The organism is Streptomyces soli (assembly GCF_003999195.1).
GTDB lineage: Bacteria > Actinomycetota > Actinomycetes > Streptomycetales > Streptomycetaceae > Actinacidiphila > Actinacidiphila soli.
On the sequence record NZ_RJVR01000306.1, the window covers coordinates 28,543 to 46,025 of the forward strand.

General features: G+C 72.4%; 18 protein-coding genes and 3 pseudogenes. 8 read left to right on the top strand and 13 right to left on the bottom strand.

Features of this window, described 5'->3' with window-relative positions; genetic code table 11:
- Positions 1-8: 8 nt before the first annotated feature.
- Both EFK10_RS34575 and EFK10_RS34580 read right to left on the bottom strand, forming a co-directional pair.
- Positions 9-1,550, bottom strand: a complete 1,542-nt coding sequence (locus tag EFK10_RS34575; RefSeq protein WP_127359593.1) for an MFS transporter — start codon at positions 1,548-1,550, stop codon at positions 9-11.
- An 84-nt stretch (positions 1,551-1,634) separates the two neighbouring features.
- Positions 1,635-1,853 (bottom strand): annotated as a pseudogene (locus EFK10_RS34580) (helix-turn-helix domain-containing protein); the annotation flags it as partial.
- A gap of 147 nt (positions 1,854-2,000) precedes the next feature.
- On the opposite strand from EFK10_RS34580, the gene EFK10_RS34585 reads away from it, so the two are divergent.
- Positions 2,001-2,414, top strand: coding sequence for a hypothetical protein (locus tag EFK10_RS34585; protein WP_127359594.1), 414 nt, complete (start codon positions 2,001-2,003; stop codon positions 2,412-2,414).
- Here EFK10_RS34585 and EFK10_RS51220 read toward each other — a convergent pair.
- Positions 2,368-2,912, bottom strand: a pseudogene (locus EFK10_RS51220) (metallophosphoesterase family protein). The gene EFK10_RS34585 and the pseudogene EFK10_RS51220 overlap by 47 nt on opposite strands.
- A gap of 68 nt (positions 2,913-2,980) precedes the next feature.
- On the opposite strand from EFK10_RS51220, the gene EFK10_RS34595 reads away from it, so the two are divergent.
- Positions 2,981-3,976 (top strand): MsnO8 family LLM class oxidoreductase, encoded by a 996-nt coding sequence (locus EFK10_RS34595; protein ID WP_240677655.1) that lies wholly within the window; start codon positions 2,981-2,983, stop codon positions 3,974-3,976.
- A 4-nt stretch (positions 3,977-3,980) separates the two neighbouring features.
- Here the strand turns inward: EFK10_RS34595 and EFK10_RS34600 are convergent, their stop codons facing one another.
- Genes EFK10_RS34600 through EFK10_RS34610 form a run of 3 tightly spaced genes read right to left on the bottom strand, consistent with a single transcriptional unit; the run spans position 3,981 to position 5,321 of the window.
- Positions 3,981-4,178 (bottom strand): hypothetical protein, encoded by a 198-nt coding sequence (locus tag EFK10_RS34600; protein ID WP_127359597.1) that lies wholly within the window; start codon positions 4,176-4,178, stop codon positions 3,981-3,983.
- Positions 4,179-4,205: 27 nt separating this feature from the next.
- Positions 4,206-4,451, bottom strand: a complete 246-nt coding sequence (locus EFK10_RS34605) for a DUF397 domain-containing protein (protein WP_127359598.1) — start codon at positions 4,449-4,451, stop codon at positions 4,206-4,208.
- Between the two features lie 6 nt (positions 4,452-4,457).
- Positions 4,458-5,321, bottom strand: a complete 864-nt coding sequence (locus EFK10_RS34610) for a helix-turn-helix domain-containing protein (protein WP_127359599.1) — start codon at positions 5,319-5,321, stop codon at positions 4,458-4,460.
- Between the two features lie 169 nt (positions 5,322-5,490).
- On the opposite strand from EFK10_RS34610, the gene EFK10_RS34615 reads away from it, so the two are divergent.
- Positions 5,491-5,940 (top strand): ATP-binding protein, encoded by a 450-nt coding sequence (locus EFK10_RS34615; protein ID WP_127359600.1) that lies wholly within the window; start codon positions 5,491-5,493, stop codon positions 5,938-5,940.
- A 242-nt stretch (positions 5,941-6,182) separates the two neighbouring features.
- Complete coding sequence (locus tag EFK10_RS48015) at positions 6,183-6,353, top strand: hypothetical protein (protein WP_164836048.1); 171 nt, start codon at positions 6,183-6,185, stop codon at positions 6,351-6,353.
- A 64-nt stretch (positions 6,354-6,417) separates the two neighbouring features.
- On the opposite strand, the gene EFK10_RS34620 is transcribed toward EFK10_RS48015, so the two are convergent.
- The 3 genes from EFK10_RS34620 to EFK10_RS34630 are packed head-to-tail and all read right to left on the bottom strand — an operon-like array spanning position 6,418 to position 7,720.
- Positions 6,418-6,840, bottom strand: a complete 423-nt coding sequence (locus EFK10_RS34620) for a (2Fe-2S) ferredoxin domain-containing protein (protein ID WP_127359601.1) — start codon at positions 6,838-6,840, stop codon at positions 6,418-6,420.
- Entirely contained in the window at positions 6,837-7,223 is a 387-nt protein-coding gene (locus EFK10_RS34625; protein WP_127359628.1) for a PPOX class F420-dependent oxidoreductase, read from the bottom strand. Before EFK10_RS34625 ends, EFK10_RS34620 begins: the two co-directional genes overlap by 4 nt.
- The gene (locus EFK10_RS34630; protein ID WP_407647215.1) at positions 7,223-7,720 is read right to left on the bottom strand and encodes a GNAT family N-acetyltransferase; all 498 of its coding nucleotides are present in this window, start codon (positions 7,718-7,720) and stop codon (positions 7,223-7,225) included. Before EFK10_RS34630 ends, EFK10_RS34625 begins: the two co-directional genes overlap by 1 nt.
- Before the next feature lie 524 nt (positions 7,721-8,244).
- Here EFK10_RS34630 and EFK10_RS34635 point away from each other — a divergent pair.
- Positions 8,245-9,042 carry an exodeoxyribonuclease III gene (locus EFK10_RS34635; protein WP_127359603.1) on the top strand — a complete coding sequence of 266 codons (798 nt, stop codon included), beginning with the start codon at positions 8,245-8,247 and terminating at the stop codon, positions 9,040-9,042.
- A gap of 17 nt (positions 9,043-9,059) precedes the next feature.
- On the opposite strand, the gene EFK10_RS34640 is transcribed toward EFK10_RS34635, so the two are convergent.
- Positions 9,060-9,806 (bottom strand): hypothetical protein, encoded by a 747-nt coding sequence (locus EFK10_RS34640; protein ID WP_127359604.1) that lies wholly within the window; start codon positions 9,804-9,806, stop codon positions 9,060-9,062.
- A gap of 162 nt (positions 9,807-9,968) precedes the next feature.
- Between EFK10_RS34640 and EFK10_RS34645 the strand changes: the two genes are divergently transcribed.
- Positions 9,969-10,331, top strand: a complete 363-nt coding sequence (locus tag EFK10_RS34645) for an STAS domain-containing protein (RefSeq protein ID WP_240677656.1) — start codon at positions 9,969-9,971, stop codon at positions 10,329-10,331.
- Here the strand turns inward: EFK10_RS34645 and EFK10_RS34650 are convergent.
- A complete protein-coding gene (locus EFK10_RS34650; protein WP_127359606.1) occupies positions 10,242-11,234 on the bottom strand; it encodes a sigma-70 family RNA polymerase sigma factor in 993 nt (330 codons plus the stop codon). The two genes, EFK10_RS34645 and EFK10_RS34650, sit on opposite strands and share 90 nt — an antisense overlap.
- Before the next feature lie 197 nt (positions 11,235-11,431).
- Between EFK10_RS34650 and EFK10_RS34655 the strand changes: the two are divergent.
- A pseudogene (locus EFK10_RS34655) lies at positions 11,432-12,520 on the top strand (MFS transporter); the annotation flags it as partial.
- Positions 12,521-12,603: 83 nt separating this feature from the next.
- Positions 12,604-14,127 (top strand): glutamate synthase subunit beta, encoded by a 1,524-nt coding sequence (locus tag EFK10_RS34660; RefSeq protein WP_127359608.1) that lies wholly within the window; start codon positions 12,604-12,606, stop codon positions 14,125-14,127.
- Here the strand turns inward: EFK10_RS34660 and EFK10_RS34665 are convergent.
- Both EFK10_RS34665 and EFK10_RS34670 read right to left on the bottom strand, forming a co-directional pair.
- Entirely contained in the window at positions 14,096-14,320 is a 225-nt protein-coding gene (locus EFK10_RS34665; protein WP_127359609.1) for a hypothetical protein, read from the bottom strand. The two genes, EFK10_RS34660 and EFK10_RS34665, sit on opposite strands and share 32 nt — an antisense overlap.
- Positions 14,317-17,436 (bottom strand): DEAD/DEAH box helicase, encoded by a 3,120-nt coding sequence (locus EFK10_RS34670; RefSeq protein WP_127359610.1) that lies wholly within the window; start codon positions 17,434-17,436, stop codon positions 14,317-14,319. The genes EFK10_RS34665 and EFK10_RS34670 overlap by 4 nt, the downstream gene beginning before the upstream one ends.
- Positions 17,437-17,483: the final 47 nt, after the last annotated feature.

Genomic DNA, 17,483 nt, shown 5'->3' on the forward strand with positions numbered 1-17,483 from the left:
GCCGCCGGTCAGCGCGGTTCGCGGGCCCCGCACTGCAGCGGCGGGGCCCCGATCGCGCAGTGGTGGCGGCACGGCGGCTCGGGCCTGGCCTGCGGCTCATCGCCGGGCGCGGCCTCGGCGGGCGCCTCGCGCAGGGCGTCGGAGCGGATGGTGAACCAGGCCAGCAGCGAGCCCGCCACCAGCAGGCCCGCGCAGATCATCACGGCCGTACGGAAGCCGGTGCCGAAGGCCGCCGGAATCTCGTAGTCGTTGCCCGACAGCCCCACCAGCAGCGGCAGCGCGGCCACCGCCAGCAGGCCGGCCGCCCGGGCCACGGCGTTGTTGACGCCCGAGGCGGCCCCGGCGTGCCGGTCGTCGGCGGAGGCCAGGACGGTGGCGGTGAGCGGGGCGACGGTGGCGGCCAGCCCCAGCCCGAAGACGGACACGGCTGGCAGCACGTCCGCCAGGTACGAGGCACCGGCCCCGATCCGGGTCATCAGCAGGAGCCCCACGGCGCAGACGGCGGGGCCCACCGTCATCGGGATCCGGGGACCGATGCGGGCGGCCAGGCGGCCGGACCGCTCGGACAGCAGCAGCATGATGACGGTGATCGGCAGCAGGGCGGTGCCGGAGGCGAGCGCGGAGAAACCGGCCTCGGTCTGCAGCTCCAGGACGAGGAAGAAGAACACCCCGCCCAGCGCGGCGTAGACCGCGAAGGTCACCACGTTGGCGGCGGTGAACTGCCCGGAGGCGAACAGCCCCGGCGGCAGCATCGGGTGGTGGCTGCGCCGTTCCACCAGGACGAAGCCGGCCAGGCAGCCGGCGCCCAGGACACCGGAGAGCACGGTGACGGCGATGCTCGTGGAGTTGCCGCCGGCCGCGATCAGGGCGTACGTCACCCCGGCCAGCCCGGCGGCTCCGAGCGTGGCGCCCTGCCAGTCGAAGCGGCCGGTCGCCGTTTCGTCGCGGCTCTCGGGCACATGCCGGACCGCGATGGCGACGACCGTGGCCGCCAGCGGAAGGTTGATCAGGAAGACCCAGCGCCAGCCGGCCGAGTCCACCAGCCAGCCGCCGAGCAGCGGCCCCAGCGCGCCCGCGATGCCGCCCAGCCCGGACCACACGCCGATCGCCCTGGCGCGGTCCTGCGCGGCGAACGACGACTGGATCAGCGCCAGCGACCCCGGCGTGAGCAGGGCCCCGCCGACGCCCTGCAGCGTCCGCGCGGCGATCAGCGTCCCGATGTCGGGGGCAAGCCCGCACAGCAGCGAGGCGGCCGCGAACCACACCGCCCCCGTCACGAACACCTTCCGGCGGCCGTACCGGTCCCCCAGCGAACCGCCCAGCAGGATCAGGGCGGCCAGGGACAGGGTGTAGGCGTTGACCGTCCACTGCAGACCGGCCAGCGAGGCGCCCAGGTTCCGGCCGATCGTGGGGAGCGCGACATTGACGACGGTGCCGTCCAGGAAGGTCATCCCGGATCCGAGGACGACGGCGGCCAGCACCCAGCGGCCCCCGGCCTGCGACATCGTCAGGCCTCCGGACGCCTTCACGGCGCGTACGGCATCCGTCATACCGGCCTCCGTGATCCGCGCGTACGGATACCACGCAGGCTACTCCCGCCCGGGCGCGGCGGCGGCATCGACTGCGTAGGGTCGGAGGTAGGCGAGTTCCTCGGTCCTCTTCCAGGCGGTGAGCATCGCCGAGGTGGCGTTGTAGTTGACGCTCTCCTGCCGCTGGTACCACGCGGTGGTACGGGCTTCGAGGGCCATGTTGTAGACCTTCCGCACGCAGCCGAACGTGCGCGACAGCTCGGCGGCCTGCGCGTCGGTCGGATAGAAGCGGTACTTGAACGCCCGCTTCACGTGAGTGGTCAGCTCACAAACTACCACACCGGCTTGTGACTGACGGGGGCTGAACGGGGGAAGGCGTTCCGCGCAGCGCCGCAATGCGCCCGCCCTCCGGACGTCCTATCGTCGGGACTGCCGGAGTCGCGTCAGTCTTCCCTCCAAGGAGCCATGCTGATGAGCACGCCGCACCCCCACACCCACGTCGATGTCCTGCTCTCGGCCCAGGACCGCAAGGACGCCGACGCCGTATTCGGCGCCCTGGAGCGTGTTTTCCCCGATACGAAGGCCGGCCACGGACCCACCGGAGCGCGTACGCCCGATGCCTCCGGCTCGGCCCATCCGACCGTCTGGGCGCTGGACGTCGACGCCCGGACCCATGGTTCGGAGGCGGGCCCGGTGGAGCTGCGCGCGCCTGTCACCGCGGATCTGTCCGGCGACCCGCACCATGTCCACGAGGTCGAGACCGCGCTGGCCAAGTCCTTCGGCGTCGACGAGCGCAGTTCGGTGTCCGGGGACCAGGAGCTGGACGTACGGCTGCGCCTCACCGCGCGGGACGCGGCGGCAGGCGGTGCAGCCGGACCTCGGTGAGCGTGCCCGCCGTGACCTCCGGTCATGTACGTGCAGTGTGGCTGCCGCCTGCGGTCGGTGGGCGACCCGGGGTTGAGCAGCCTCCCCCAGCCTTCGGCCGGGGGACCCCCATCTCGCTTCGCTCCCCGCCGGGGGCGGTGGAGTCCCAGGGGATGTGACTGTGCCCGAACACCAGCACGTCGAAGTCGGGATAGCATTCCGCGCAGCGCTTCTCGCGGCCCTCGGCCGGTCCGGCCTCATGGACGACCCCGAAGCGCAGACCGCCCAGTTCGGCCCGTGCCACCTCGGGCAGCCGGGCGCGCAGGCCCGGGCCGTCATTGCTGCCGTAGACGGCGATCAGGCGCCGGGCGCGTGCTTCCAGGAGGTCGAGAGTGGCTTCGTCGACCCAGTCGCCCGCGTGGATGACGGTGTCGGCGAGCGGGAGCCGGTCGAGGGTTCGGCGGGCAGTGCCTTGGCGCGCTTGGGCAGATGGGTGTCGGAGATCAGCAGCAGGCGCACGGACCCACAGTAGGGGCAGCGGCCGGGCCGGACGGGAATCCCACGGCGCGGCGGGCGTTGCAGCAGAGGTGACTTCGACATCGCCGCACGTCAGGCTCTCGGTACTGGACCGCTCGCGCATCCGCCGGGGGCAGGATCCGGGGCAGGCGCTGCGGGACACGGTCGACTTCGCGCGGGAGGCGGAGGCGCTGGGTTTCCACCGGTTCTGGGTGTCCGAGCACCACGGGGTTCCAGGGGTCGCGGGCTCGGCGCCGACGGTACTGGCGGCGGCCGTGGCGGCGGCGACCTCGCGGATCCGGGTGGGGACCGGCGGGGTGATGCTGCCGAACCACCGGCCGATCGTGGTGGCCGAGCAGTTCGGGGTGCTGGAGTCGCTGTTCCCGGGCCGGATCGACATGGGCCTGGGCCGGTCGGTGGGGTTCACCGACGGCGTGCGGCGGGCGCTGGGCCGCGACAAGGATGCCATGGAGGACTTCGGGGCCATGCTGGCGGACCTGCTCGGGTATTTCACAGGTGGCGGGACGGTGCGGGCGTATCCCGCCACCGGGCTGCGGGTGCCCGCCTTCGTATTGGCCACCGGGTCGGGGGCCGATGTGGCGGCGGAGCAGGGGCTGCCGCTGGTCATCGGGGCGGTTCGGGGCGAGGAGCGGATGCTGGAGGCGGTCGGCCGCTATCGCGCGGGGTTCCGGCCGTCGGCGTGGGCGGCGCAGCCGTATGTAGTGGTCTCGGCGGCGGTGGCGGTCGCCGAAACGACCGAGCGGGCGCGCGATCTGCTGGTCCCGGAGGCGTGGGCGGCGGCCTGGGCGCGTACGCACGGGACCTTCCCGCCGCTGATTCCGGCTGGGGAGATTGCTTCGCTTGTCATGACACCCCGGGAGCGGACGTACTTCGAGGAGTCGCTGCGGGGTCACCTCCACGGGACGGAGGGCGAGGTGGCCAAGGCGCTGACGGGGCTGGTGGAGCGCAGCGGAGCCGATGAGGTGCTGGTGGCGACCAGCACCTTCGACCGGGCGGCGATGGGGGATTCCTACCGGCGGCTGGCGGGGCTCGCGGGGCTGGGCTGACCGGTCAGTCGATGTCCAGGGTGTCGGTGTAGAGGTCGAACTCGACGAGCCCGTCCGGGGTGGTCCGTACGCTCGCGGGGCGGGTGCGGGGGTAGCGCGAGGCGATGGTGTCGGCGATGCGGTGCGCGGTCGCCGCGTCGGCGGCGGCGATGCGGATGTGGGCCACGCCGGGCTCGTGCAGTGGTCCGGGATGTTCGGCCATGGGGCTCCCCCTCGTGGGGTGGGGTGGTCAGGACACCAGGAAGTCGGCTTGGCCGGCCTTCGCGCCCTGGATGAACATCGTGATCTCGTGGTGGGTGTAGATCAGGGCCGGCCCGTCGGGGTCGGTGGACTGGCGCAGGGCGATCCGTCCGTCGTGCAGCTTCATGGCCTCCACGCAGGAGCCTCCGTTGCCACCGCTCCACGGCTTGTGCCAACCCTCGGTGCCGAGGTCGCCGGCGCGCATGCCGTTGTATATGTGGTCGCCGTTGTGCATGTGCTGTCAGATCTCCTTGCGAACGCCATCGAGGATGGCTGCGGTGCTGTCTACCGGCGCGGCCTGCGCGCACATCCGGTCCAGGGCTTCGAGGAAGGCCGATACGTCGTCCCGGTCGTCCAGGTAGGCGGCGCCGACCAGACTCTCGGTGAAGACCACGTCGGGCAGTTCCCTCACCTGGAACCGGAAGATGTGGAACGGCCCGTACATCGCCGGGTGGGGTCCGGCGGCGAAGGGCATCACCTGGAGCCGGATGTTGGGCCAAGAACAGGCTTCGACGAGTTGGTCGAGCTGGGCGCGCATGACGCCCGGGCCGCCGATGGGGCGGCGCAGCACGGTCTCGTCGACGCACACCCACAGCACGGGCGCGTCGGGGCGGGTGAGCAGGGTCTGCCGTTCCAGGCGAAGGGCGACCGAGCGCTCGATGTCGGGGGCGGGCAGGTGGGGGCTGCCGGCGCGCAGGACTGCACGCGCGTAGTCCTCGGTCTGCAGCAGGCCGGGGACGTAGTGCGGCTCGTAGGCGCGGATGGTGCGCGCTTCTCCCTCGAGGCTGACGAAGGCGCTGAACCAGGCGGGGAGCACGTCGCGGTAGCGGTGCCACCAGCCGGGGCGGTTGCCCTGCCGGGCGAGGAGGAGGAAGGCGCCGATCTCGTCGGGCTCGACTCCGTAGAGGAGCAGGAGCTTCTCCACGTACGGGATCTTGAGGCTGACCTCGGCCTTCTCCATGCGGCGTACGGTGGCGTGGGTGACGTCGAGGGCCCCGGCCGCCGCTTCGTAGGAGATTCCGGCCTTCTCACGCAGGTGCTGGAGCCGCTTGCCGAGGATCAGGCGCAGGACGGTCGGGGCTCCGCCCGACCGTGTCTCATGCACGGCCCACCTCTCGCATAACAGCAGTCTGCCATGCACTACGTGCAGCAAGCAGCCTGTAGGGAGAAATGTGCAATTTGCAGATTGCCCTTGCCATCTGTCCTGAGTCGTGGCCATAGTGGCCTCTGTGACACGGCTGTGCCCACCCTTCGACGATGTCAGGAACCGCCCCATGGAGCTGCCGATACCACGGGGATTTGCGGGCGATGTGTTCCGGTTGCCGGCGCAGGCCGAGTGTGTGGGCGCCGCCAGGCGGCAGGTCCGCGCGACGCTGAGCCGCTGGGGGCTGGCCCGGCTGTGCGACGACGCGGGTCTGGTCGTCACCGAGCTGTTCACGAACGCCGTGCTGCACAGCGACAGCGACCACGTCACCTGCGCACTGTGGGCCAGGGCAGGACTGCTCCACGTCGAGGTCACCGACCAGGGCGACGGCAACTGCGGACCGGCCGTCCGCGAGGCCGGCGACGCCGAGGAGAACGGGCGCGGACTGGTCCTGGTCAACCATGTGGCGCAACAGTGGGGTGTCCGTCATCCGGGGCCCGAGGCGTGCGGCCGGACCGTCTGGGCGGCCCTGGCCTGCGGCGGAGTGGCGACCCATCAGGGCGCCCGGCTCACCGGCTGATCAGTAATCGGTTGGTGGCCGGAGCGTAACGGGATTAGTGTGGGTGGGGACGGAACGCCTCTCAGGGAAGCACCGATACCCTCGGCCCGTCCCGGGAAGCGCCAGCGATCTTGGCCGCCCACCCGGTTCCGCCCCCGGCGCCACCGCGTCCGAACAGCCCTTTTCCAGCCCCACCGGGCCGTTCGGCGTCCCGGTAGCGGCCGCGCTGGGCGACCCGGTTCACCCGACACAAGGAGTTCGCGGTGACACCAGAGCAGACCCAGCGGGAGCAGCTCCCGCCAGAACCCGACGATCGCCCTGCCCCTCCGCGGGATGTGCGCAATCTGGACGTGTGGGCGCGCTCCGCGCCGATTCGCCTCGCCGGTTACGAGGACGACCCGTCCGAGTCGCACATCCTCCGCAGCGTCGACTGAGTCCCGGCCGGACTCAGCGCCAGGGGCCGTACGGGCTTTGACCCGCCCGCACGGCCCCTGCTGCTTATTCGGCTCCCGCCCCTCCCGGCAGCGCCTCCCGGACGCGCCGCGAGGGAGTGAAGACGTACAGGTCGAGAACGCCGGGCGGTTCGGCCAGGCCGGGGCCGCCGGCGCGTACCCAGGCGGTGATGTCCTCGATCGCGTCCGGGTCGTTGACCAGGCCGAGCCAGACCGGGCGGCCACCGGCGGCGCGCCCTTCGGACGACGGCTGTACGACGATGACGTTGCCGTGCTCGCAGGCGTCGAGGCACTCCGTGGCCCGGACCCGCGATACGGCGGCCAGCGCCTGCTTGAGGCGGGCCAGCTGGCCCGCGTGGTCGACGCCGGGAATCTTGGGCGTACCGCAGCAGCAGCCACGGCAGACGCTGACAGTGCAGGCAGGTGCTCCGGCCGAGGCGGCGGCCCGGCGGGGGACGCGACGGCTCACGTGAGGATGATCCGTATGGCGACCGTGCCGTTCCGGCCGCGCCGCAGCCGGCTGCCGAGCAGGCCGAGCCGGGCGAACAGACCGTACTTGCCGGCGAGCAGCCCGCGGTAGTGCTGCGTCTGCTCGGCGTCGAGGATCTCCGCACGGCCGGGAAACTGCTCCCCCGACGGATTGCCGCGCACATCGCAAGCGCTGACCAGCACGTCGGCGCGATTCCGGATCCGCTTGACCTTCCCGGAGCCTGCCACCGTCCAGACGCCGAGGCTGTCGCCGTCCCGGACCACCCACACCGGCGTCGGCACCGCGCGGCCGTCCCGCCGGAACGTCGTGACCAGCAGGTACTTGCCCGACGCAAGCCGCTCCAGCGGACTGTCCTCAACCATCATGGGGCCAGACTACGGTCAAGCGGCGCAAGGGACTTGCCCAGGCACACGCTGTCGGGGTGATGGCGGTAGACGCCGAACTTGGTGACCGGTGTGTAGCCGCACGACGTGTACAGGGCAATCGCCTCCGGCTGCATGACCCCGGTCTCCAGGACCATGCGCACCCGGCCCGCCGCCAGTGCGTCAGCCTCCAGGTCGGCAAGGATGCGGCGGGCCAGACCGCGGCCCCGTACCCCCGGCACCACGTACATCCGCTTGAGCTCGGCGTCGCCGTCCCGGAAGCCCTCCGGAGAGGCGTCCTGCGCCCGCCAGCCACCGGTGGCGACCGGTTCCCCGTCGAGATAGCCGACCAGGAACACGCCGCGCGGCCGCGCGAAATGGCCGGGGTCCATGAGGGTGGCGTCGGGGTCGCCATACCGCTCGACGTACTCCAACTGCACCTGCTCGGTCAGCTTGATCGCGTCAGGGTGGTCGTAGGGCTTCGTTCGGATCTCCACCGTCATATCGTACGGACTTACGAGGTACGCCCCGGTCGGGGGCGGTCGGGGGCGGTGCTGCGGGCCGGTAGAACCCCGCCGGGACCGCTGCTGCTCGTCAACTGAGCCTCCTTGCGGCGCGAGGCCGCGCACTTCGGGCAGAGCTCGCAGCGCGCGGAGCCGCCCTCGGACATCACCTCCCTCACCCCTTGGAGCACGCGGACAAGCTCGCCGATCAACGGAAACTTCGCCAGGTTGCTCTACGGGCAGGCGATCTCGTTCGTCGGCGACTACGTGTTCGACACGACTCCGGTGCTGTGGATCAGCACAGTTTTGATCACCCATGGTGACTACGCGCCGGCGGGGGTGTCGGGGCGGTCCTGGTCGGGCTGCTGGCGGGCGACACGCCCCCGGTCGCTCAAGCCCTTACGCCCGAGACGGTCACGACTGACTGATGCCTCCCGCCTGAGCAGGCCCCCAGCGATCAGAGCGGCCCATGGCGCCCTGGTCGGGGGCGCTGGTGGGGGCCGGGTATCGTCCCGGGCATGCTCACCGTGACGACCGTGAATGTGAACGGGCTGCGCGCCGCGGCCAAGAAGGGATTCGTCCCCTGGCTGGAGGCCACCACTGCCGATGTGGTGTGCCTGCAGGAGGTGCGGGCCGAGCCCGGGCAGCTTCCGGCCGAGGTACGCGAGCCCGAGGGCTGGCATGTGGTGCATGCCCCGGCGGCTGCGAAGGGCCGGGCGGGCGTGTCGGTGTACTCCCGGCAGGAGTTCGAGCGGGTCCGGATCGGCTTCGGATCGGACGAGTTCGACGCGTCGGGGCGGTATGTGGAAGTCGATCTGCCGGGTGTGACGGTCGCCAGCCTCTATCTGCCCTCGGGCGAAGCCGGGACGGAGCGGCAGCTGGAAAAGGAACGCTTCATGAAGGAGTTCCTGTCCTATCTCGGCGACCTCCGTGACCAGGCCGCCATGGGCAGCCGCGAGGCGGTCGTGTGCGGGGATTGGAACATTGCCCACCGCGAGGCGGACCTCAAGAACTGGAAGTCCAACTCCAAGAACGCCGGCTTCCTCCCCGAGGAGCGGGCCTGGCTCTCGCAGGTCTACGACGCGACGGGTTACGTCGACGTGGTGCGCCGGCTCCACCCGGACGTCGCGGGACCGTACTCGTGGTGGTCGTACCGGGGCAGGGCCTTCGACAACGACGCGGGCTGGCGGATCGACCTGCTGGTCGCGACGGAGGGTCTGGCGCGGCGGGCGACGTCAGCGGTGGTGGAGCGGGCGGCCACGCACCCCGAGCGCTGGTCGGACCACGCGCCGGTCACCGTCACCTTCGACGTGTAGGCGGGACCACCGGGGGCTCAGGCCCGCTCGGTGCGCAGGAGCCGCAGGAAGGCCTTGATCCCGTCGATGACCTCCTGATTGTCCGTCAGTTCGCTTACGGTCTCCTCGAAACGCCGGCCCAGGGACTCGAAGCGCCGTTCCAGGGAGTGGATCCGGGCGTCCAGCGCCTTGTCGCGCACGCTGGACTGGGCGCCGGTCTCGTGCACCCGCGCCCCCAGCTCCAGGTCCGCCCGGGACAGCGACTTGGCGCGGTCCTCGACCAGGGTGAGCCGGTGGGTGAAGGCCAGCACGTCCTCCCGGGGAAAGCGGGTCTCGCGCAGCATGCCGGCGAGCTGGCCGCGCATGTGGGCGAAGTAGGCCTGCGCGGGCCGCAGCAGTGTGCCGACCAGGTAGAAGCCGGCGAACCAGTAGCCGACCACATCGCCGGAGAAGTAGCCGACAACCGTCATGAGCGCCGCCGAGAGCAGGTGCGCGCCCACCGCCATGCGCCGTAGCCGTACGGCGATCCGCCTCGCCTCCTCCTCGCGGCCGGCCGGGATGGCGAGGCCGCGCTCCCGGCTCTCCGGCAGCTCGTGCAGGATGCGGCGGGCCTGGAAGTACAGATTCCACGGCACGGTCAGCAGCAGGACCAGCCACAGCAGACACAGCGCGCCGGCTCCCAGAGACAGCACCACCGACAGCCGGATGTGCGCGATGAGCACCAGCGTCACGGCGGCGATCGCCGCGCCGGTCGCCGCCAGGACGATCCATCCCACGTTTCTCATGGCACTCCCCCGCGGATATCCGAGACCCCGTAGGCGTCAGGATCGGCCGGCGCGGGGCCGGGCGCCATCCGTACAGGTACTCAACTGCGGGCTAGGGGCGGCCAGGCCGGACCAGTCGACCTGCGGCCGATGAGTCCGGGCGGCCCGCGCCGTCTTCTTGTTGTGGACACCCTTGTACTGGCCATCGGTCCTTCGCTCGCGCCCGCCAACGCGGCGCGGCTGGCCGCGCGCCTGCGCGCCGTGCCGCGCGGCCACCATCCGGCGGAGGTGGTCTGCGACGTGGGAGCTGTCACCGACCCGTCGCTCGGCGACGTCGAGGCACTCGCCCGGCTGCAGCTCGCGGCGCGGCGGCTCGGGTACCGGATCCGGCTGCGTGGCGCGTCCGACCGGCTACGGGAGCTACTGGCGCTGACGGGACTCGACGGGATCCTGCCGCTATGGGTCGAGCCGGTCGGGGAGGCCGAAGAGGGGGAAGAGGCGCTCGGTGTCGAGGAACGAGTTGATCCCGGTGATCCGCCCGTCTGATACGTCGATGACCTGGATCGCCCAGGGCACGCCGCCCTCGTGGTAGTGCCCGAAGGCGGGCGTGCCGTTGGCGGTGAGCGGGACCAGGCGGGAGCCGCGGCAGACGCTGCCCGTGCCGAGGAACCAGGCCCGTATCTCGGACGTGCCGCGCAGCCACAGCCGGTAGGGCGGCATGGACAGGGTGGCGTCCTCGCGGAGGAGGGCGGTGAGGGCGTCGAGGTCGTACCGCTCGAAGGCGTCGACATAGCGGGCGAGGAGCGATCGCTGGGCGTCGTCCATCGGGCGCGCCGGGTCGGTGGCGGCGGGCTCGCCGTCGGCGCCGAGGGTGGCGCGGGCCCGCTGGAGGGCACTGTTGACGGAGGCGACGGAGGTGTCGAGGAGGTCGGCGACCTCGCTCGCCCGCCAGGCCAGCACCTCGCGCAGGATGAGCACCGCCCGCTGCCGGGGCGCGAGCCGTTGCAGCGCGGAGACGAAGGCGAGCCGTACGGACTCACGGGCGACGGCCTGCTCGGCCGGATCGCCCCCGTCGCCGAGGACGCGGGAGTCGGGGACCGGGCCGATCCAGGTGGCCTCGGGCAGCCCGACGTCCAGAGGCGAGGCGGCCGACGACGGCGAGGCGAGATCCATGGGGCGGGCCCGGCGCTGACTACTCTTGGCCATGTCCAGACACACGTTGGTGGCAATCCGGTACAGCCACGACCGCAGGCTGGCCCGGCCCTCGAAGCGGTCGTAGCCACGCCAGGCCCGGACCAGCGTCTCCTGCACGGCGTCCTCGGCCTCGAACGCCGAGCCCAGCATCCGGTAGCAGTAGGCGGTCAGCTCGACGCGATGCCGCTCCATCTGCCGCTCGACACCCGCTGGGGCGCCTGCCGCTTCGTGGTTTTCCGCAGTGAGCTCACTCATCGGGGACCGCCTTGTCGACCGTCTGTTTTCAGTGTCGCCGACGCTACCGGAGGGGACTGACAACGGCCCCGCTCGCGCCGTACCCTTCCGGTATGACACGGCGACATTGACCTTCACCGCAGGGACCTTCACCGCAGGGACCTTCACATCAGGCTCGCCTCGCGCGCCGGCTCTACGCCTACGCGTTCTTCGACGACTTCGTGCTGCTGTACCCGGTCTACGCGGTGCTCTTCGCCGAGACCGGGTTGTCGGTCGCCGAGATCTCCTCGCTCTTCGCCATCTGGTCGGTCACCGGCTTCGTGCTGGAAGTGCCGTCGGGACTCTGGGCGGATGTGTACTCGCGCCGGCGCCTGCTGACGCTCGCGCCCCTGCTGTCCGCCGCCAGCTTCGCGCTGTGGACGTTCCTGCCCTGCTATCCGTCGTTCGCGGCCGGTTTCGTGCTGTGGGGCGCGGGCAGTGCGCTGCGTTCGGGCACGCTCCAGGCGCTGGTGTACGAGGAGCTGTCGCGGGCGCAGGCGCGGGATTCGTACGCCCGGCTCATCGGCCGCGCGCGGGCGGTCGGTACGACGGCGGTGCTGGCGGCGGACGCGCTGGCCGGACCCGTGCTGGCCGCGGGCGGCTACCGGACGCTGGGGATCGCCAGTGTGGCGGCCACGCTGCTCGGGGTGCCGGTGGCGATGGCGCTGCCGGAGTCCCGGGGACAAGGGGAGGAGACGCCGGATGAGAGCCTCGTGGCGGTGCTGAGGGAGGGGTTCGCCGAGGTGCGGGGCTCACCGGGCGCGCGGCGGTGCCTGGTGCTGGTGGCGGCGCTGTCGGGGTTCGACGCGATGGACGAGTACGTACCGCTGCTCGCCCGGTCGACCGGGGTCGGCCCGGCGGTCGCACCCGTGCTGGTGCTGCTGGTCACGGCCGGGGTCACGGTCGGCGGCTTCCTGGCCGGGCGTGGCCAGGGGCGGGCGGCGGCGCCGGCGCTGGCCGTGGCGGCGTGCTGCCTGGCGGTGGGGGCGATGAGCGGGCGGCCGGCGGGGATGGTCCTGGTGGCGGTGGCCTTCGGGGTGTTCCAGTGGGCGACGGTGGCGGCGGACGCCCGCCTCCAGGAGCGGATCGCGGACGGGTCGCGGGCGACGGTGACGTCCATGGCCGGTTTCGGTACGGAGGTGGTGGCGGTGATGATCTTCGCCGGGTACGCCGCCGGCTCGCGGTGGACGGGCCCCGGGCCGCTGTTCGCGCTGGCGGCCGTGCCGTACGTGGTCGTGGCGGCGGCCCTGGGGCGGTCAAGGCGGTAAGCGGCGTACGCACAAACCGGCCAAATGCGTCGTATCGTGGCGAGAGAACGTCCGATCGGCTCTCCCCGCTGCTGGAGGCCGCCGTGGCCGACCCCAAGGGCTTTCTCAAGACCCCCCGCCGCACCTGGCCCCGCCGCCCGGTCGAGGACCGGGTGCGGGACTGGCACGAGGTCTACCAGGGGCAGGCGCTGCTGCCGATCATCGGGGCGCAGGCCGACCGGTGCATGGACTGCGGCATTCCGTTCTGCCATGACGCGTGCCCGCTGGGGAATCTCATCCCGGAGTGGAACGACCTGGTGTCCCGGGACGACTGGGAGGCCGCCAGCCACCGGCTGCACGCGACGAACAACTTCCCCGAGTTCACCGGGCGGCTGTGTCCGGCGCCCTGCGAGTCGGGGTGTGTGCTGGCGATCAACGCGGACCCGGTGACGATCAAGAACGTCGAGGTCGCGATCGCCGATGACGCCTGGCAGCGCGGATACGTCCCGCCCAGGCCCCCGCAGCGCATGTCGGGCCGTACGGTGGCGGTGATCGGCTCGGGGCCGGCCGGGCTGGCCTGCGCGCAGCAGCTGACCCGGGCCGGGCACACGGTGACGGTGTACGAGCGGGCCGACCGGCTCGGCGGCCTGCTGCGGTACGGGATACCGGAGTTCAAGATGGAGAAAGCCCATCTGGACCGCCGGCTGGGACAGATGCGCGCCGAGGGTACGAAGTTCCGCACCGGCGCCGACGTCGGCGGCGGGTTGGACGCGGCAGGGCTGCGGCAGCGGTACGACGCCGTGGTCATCGCGATCGGGGCGCACTCCTGGCGGGAACTACCGCTGACCGGGCGAGAACTGACGGGGATTCACCAGGCGATGGAGTATCTGACCCTGGCCAACCGGGTGTGCGACGGCGACATGGCGGCATCCCCGGTCAGCGCCGCCGGCAAGGACGTGGTGATCGTAGGCGGCGGGGACACCGGCGCCGACTGCCTGGGGACCGTGCTTCGGCAGGGCGCGGCCTCCGTCGTACAGCTGGACATCAACCCCCGGCCGGGCGAGGACCGGGCGGAGCACGAGCCGTGGCCCATCCACCCCAAGGTGTACCGGGTCTCCCCCGCCCATGAGGAGGCCCTGGAACTGGCACTGGCCGCCGGCGAGGACCTGGCGCGGCGGGGTGTCCCGTTGCCGACTCGCGAGGGAGACGTACGGATGTTCTGCGCGTCGACGCTGCAGTTCGAGGGCGACGCGAACGGGCAGGTGTCCTCACTGCATCTCACCGAGGTCGAGGAACGCGGTCGCGCGCCCCGGACCGGGACCGAGCGGGTGATTCCGGCACAACTGGTGCTGCTGGCTTTGGGGTTCGACGGAGTCGAGCGGGACGGCGAGCTCATCGGCGGGCTCGGGGTGCGGGTGGGTGAGCGGGGCACGATCGCCCGCGACGAGGACTTCGCGACCGACGCCGACGGGGTGTTCGTGGCGGGCGACGCCGGGCGGGGCCAGTCGCTGATCGTCTGGGCCATCGCGGAAGGCCGGTCGGCGGCGGCGGCCGTCGACCGCTATCTGATGGGCGCGACCGAACTCCCGGCGCCGATCAGTCCGATGACACGTCCGCTCGTCGTGTGAAGGCGTCGTAGGCGGGCCGCAGTACGGCCGCGAGGTCACGGCCACGGACGGTGATCCCGGAGCAGCCGAGGCGGTCGGGGGCGGGGTCGGGCGGCTCGGGGTCGCGGTCGCGCGGGAGGTCGTCGGCGCATTCCCAGAAGTCCTCGAGGCAGTCGGCGAGCGGCCTGTCGTGCCGTGCCTCGTGCGCGCTCACGTGGACTCCTCTCCGGCGTCGGCCGAAAGCTCCACGAGGTCGCGCAGTTCGTCGGTGGACAGCTCGGTGAGCCACTGCTCGCCGTCGCCGACGACCGAGCCCGCGAGGGTCCGCTTGGCCTCGATCATCGCGTCGATGCGCTCTTCGATGGTGCCCGCGCAGACGAACTTGCGGACCTGTACGTTTCTGCGCTGGCCGAGCCGGAAGGCGCGGTCGGTGGCCTGGTCCTCGACCGCCGGGTTCCACCAGCGGTCGAGGTGGATGACGTGGGCGGCGGCGGTGAGGTTGAGCCCGGTGCCGCCGGCCTTGAGGGAGAGCAGGAAGACCGGTGGCCCGGCGGGGTCCTGGAAGTGGGCGGTCATCGCGTCACGGGCGTGCTTGGGGACACCGCCGTGCAGGAAGAGCACCTCGCGGCCGAGCCGCCGCGCCAGATGTCCGTGGAGCAGCCGGCCGAACTCGGCGAACTGGGTGAAGCACAGCACCTTGTCGCCCTCGGCGAGGGCTTCGGCCAGGATCTCCTCCAGGCGTTCCAGCTTGCCCGAGCGGCCGGCGAGGCGCGCAGAGGCGCCCTCGTACGGCTCGTGGAGGAACTGCGCCGGGTGGTTGCAGATCTGCTTGAGCTTGGTGAGCGTGGACAGCACGACGCCCTTGCGCTCGATGCCGCGGCTCTCGGCGATGCGGGCGAGCATGTCGGAGACGGCGGCCCGGTAGAGGCCTGCCTGCTCGGCGGTGAGGCCGCAGTTGACGGTCATCTCGACCTTCTCCGGCAGGTCGCGGGCGATGGCCGGATCGTTCTTGAGGCGCCGCAGGATGAAGGGGCGGGTGTGTCGCTGGAGTTCGGCGGCAGTGTCGCTGTGGCCGTCGCGCTCGATCGGGATGGACCAGCGCTCCTTGAAGCGGGCGGCCGAGCCGAAGAGGCCTGGGTTGGCGAAGTCCAGGACGGCGTGGAGCTCGGCGAGCCGGTTCTCGACGGGGGTGCCGGTGAGGGCGATCCGGTGGGTGGCCGGCAGCGAACGGACGGCCACGGCTTGGCGGGTGGCGGAGTTCTTGATGTGCTGGGCCTCGTCCGCGATGACCCGCCGCCACTGCAGGGCCCGCAGCTCGGCAGCGTCGCGCTCGGCGAGTCCGTACGTGGTGACGACCAGATCCGCTCCCTGTACGGCCCGCCGCAGGGCGTCGCCGGACAGGCGCTGCGAGCCGTGGTGGACGTGGACGCGCAGCATCGGGGCGAACCTAGCCGCCTCGCGCTGCCAGTTGCCGACCAAGGACATGGGGCAGACCAGGAGGTTGGGGCCGGGTGCGCCCTGCGCGTGCTCCACCGCCAGTAGGGCGAGGGTCTGCACGGTCTTGCCGAGCCCCATGTCGTCGGCGAGGACCGCGCCCAGGCCGAGCCGGGACATGAACGCGAGCCAGTCCAGGCCGCGTTCCTGGTACGGGCGCAGGGTCGCACCGAATCCGGAGGGCACCGGGACCGGGTCGACGCGGTGGTCGGCGGTGCCGGCCAGCAGGTCGCCGAGCCGCCCGTCCGCGCTGACCCCGGCCACGGGCAGCCCGCCCACCGTGGCGTCGGGGTCCAGGGCTACGCGCAGCACCTCGCCGGCGGCCATGGTGCCGCTCCCCTGCCGTTCCAGGAAGGCCAGGGCGGCGGCGATCAGGGCCGGGTCGACCTCGGTCCACTGGCCGCGCAGCCGCACCAACGGCTGCTTGGCGGCGGCCAGTTCGGTCAGCTCGGCCTCGGTCAGCGGCTGGTCGCCGATCGCGGCCCGCCAGCGGAAGGCCACGATCCGGTCCCGGTCGAGCAGACTGCGGTCATGTACGAGGCCGGGCTGGGCCGTCCGCACGCCCAGGGTGAGTCCGAATCCGGCCGGGCGCTGCCACCACGTCGGCAACAGTACGCCGTGGCCGGCGGCCGCGAGGGCCGGTGCGGCGTCGCGGAGGAAGGCCAGGGCGCCGGCCCGGTCGAGACGCAGGGCGGTGGGGTGGCTGGAGCGCAGGGCCTCGCGCAGCGGCGGCCAGAGGCGGGCCGCGCGGGCGAGGCCGTCCAGGAAAGCGTCGCCGGGGCGCGGTGCTTTGCGCTCCAGCGCGCTGAGGCCAGGACCCGGCGCCCAGAGGGCGTCGGCGGCGACCATCAGCGAGGGCTCGTCGGTGGCCTGGAGCAGGAACTCCAGCCGCCAGTTGTCGTCCGAGGGGTCGCCGTCGGGGTCGGCGGGGTCCGGGCCGAGCGGTTCGCCGAGCCGGAAGCAGGTACGCAGAGGCTCGTCGGCCGGGGCCTCGGAGCGGTACCAGGCGTCGAGCCGGTCACGCAGCCCGGCGAGCGCGGCGGCGTCGGCGCCCTCGACCCGGCCGCTGTACGAGCCGAGCGCCCGCAGCCACGCCTCCGGCACGCCGTCCGGGCTCCGTACCCGGCCGGGGCGCAGCAGCGGCGGCTCGTCCTCCAGCGCCGCCCGGGCCTCGCAGTCGGCCAGGACGTCCAGGAGGTCGGCCACCAGCTCCCCGGCCGCCCGGCCGTCGGGGTGGCCGGAGCTGCGCTCGGCGCGGCAGACCGGCGGGACCGCCGCGGTCAACTCCCGCGTCTCCCGCCATCCGTCGCCGTCCGGCACCGGGCGCCACCGTGCGTACGGCCGTCCGTCCTCGGTGGCCACGGCCGGCAGCACCTGGCCGCGTCCGACCAACCGCCAGGCCAGGTCATGGATGGCGGTGAGCCAGCGCAGCGAAGCGCCGTACGGTACGTCGACCGGACCCTCGGCGGGCAGCTGGGTGGGCAGGAACGGCTTCCCGGGGGCATACAGCTCGCCGAGAAGCTGCGCCGCCTCACCGGGTTCGAGGAGCAGCGAGGGCACCCGCCACGGGGCGAGGGTCACCGCCGCGCGCGGGCCCTGGACGGCGCGGCCAAGTTCGGGGGACAGCAGGGGCGCGCCGTTCTGCGTCGGCAGGAGCAGGGTGGTCACGTCCTCGGCGGCCTTGGTCATCAGCCACTCCAGGCCGGGCCCTGTGCCGCCCAGAAGCTGGGCAACGGTCTCCGGGGCGCAGGCATACCCGTCGGGCGGCAGCAGGGAGTCCTCGGCCCACAGTGCCAGGCGGCGGTCCGCTCTCCACACAGCGTGCAGGGCGAACATCGACGGCCTTCCCGGTCTGCGGACCGCTGTCCGTGGACAGCTGGCGG

What these genes read in the sequence shown, in the direction of transcription:
- EFK10_RS34575 (WP_127359593.1), bottom strand. Translation starts at nt 1,550, where the DNA reads ATGACGGATGCCGTACGCGCCGTGAAGGCGTCCGGAGGCCTGACGATG.
- EFK10_RS34585 (WP_127359594.1), top strand. Translation starts at nt 2,001, where the DNA reads ATGAGCACGCCGCACCCCCACACCCACGTCGATGTCCTGCTCTCGGCC.
- EFK10_RS34600 (WP_127359597.1), bottom strand. Translation starts at nt 4,178, where the DNA reads ATGGCCGAACATCCCGGACCACTGCACGAGCCCGGCGTGGCCCACATC.
- EFK10_RS34605 (WP_127359598.1), bottom strand. Translation starts at nt 4,451, where the DNA reads ATGCACAACGGCGACCACATATACAACGGCATGCGCGCCGGCGACCTC.
- EFK10_RS34615 (WP_127359600.1), top strand. Translation starts at nt 5,491, where the DNA reads ATGGAGCTGCCGATACCACGGGGATTTGCGGGCGATGTGTTCCGGTTG.
- EFK10_RS34625 (WP_127359628.1), bottom strand. Translation starts at nt 7,223, where the DNA reads ATGGTTGAGGACAGTCCGCTGGAGCGGCTTGCGTCGGGCAAGTACCTG.
- EFK10_RS34635 (WP_127359603.1), top strand. Translation starts at nt 8,245, where the DNA reads ATGCTCACCGTGACGACCGTGAATGTGAACGGGCTGCGCGCCGCGGCC.
- EFK10_RS34640 (WP_127359604.1), bottom strand. Translation starts at nt 9,806, where the DNA reads ATGAGAAACGTGGGATGGATCGTCCTGGCGGCGACCGGCGCGGCGATC.
- EFK10_RS34650 (WP_127359606.1), bottom strand. Translation starts at nt 11,234, where the DNA reads ATGAGTGAGCTCACTGCGGAAAACCACGAAGCGGCAGGCGCCCCAGCG.
- EFK10_RS34670 (WP_127359610.1), bottom strand. Translation starts at nt 17,436, where the DNA reads ATGTTCGCCCTGCACGCTGTGTGGAGAGCGGACCGCCGCCTGGCACTG.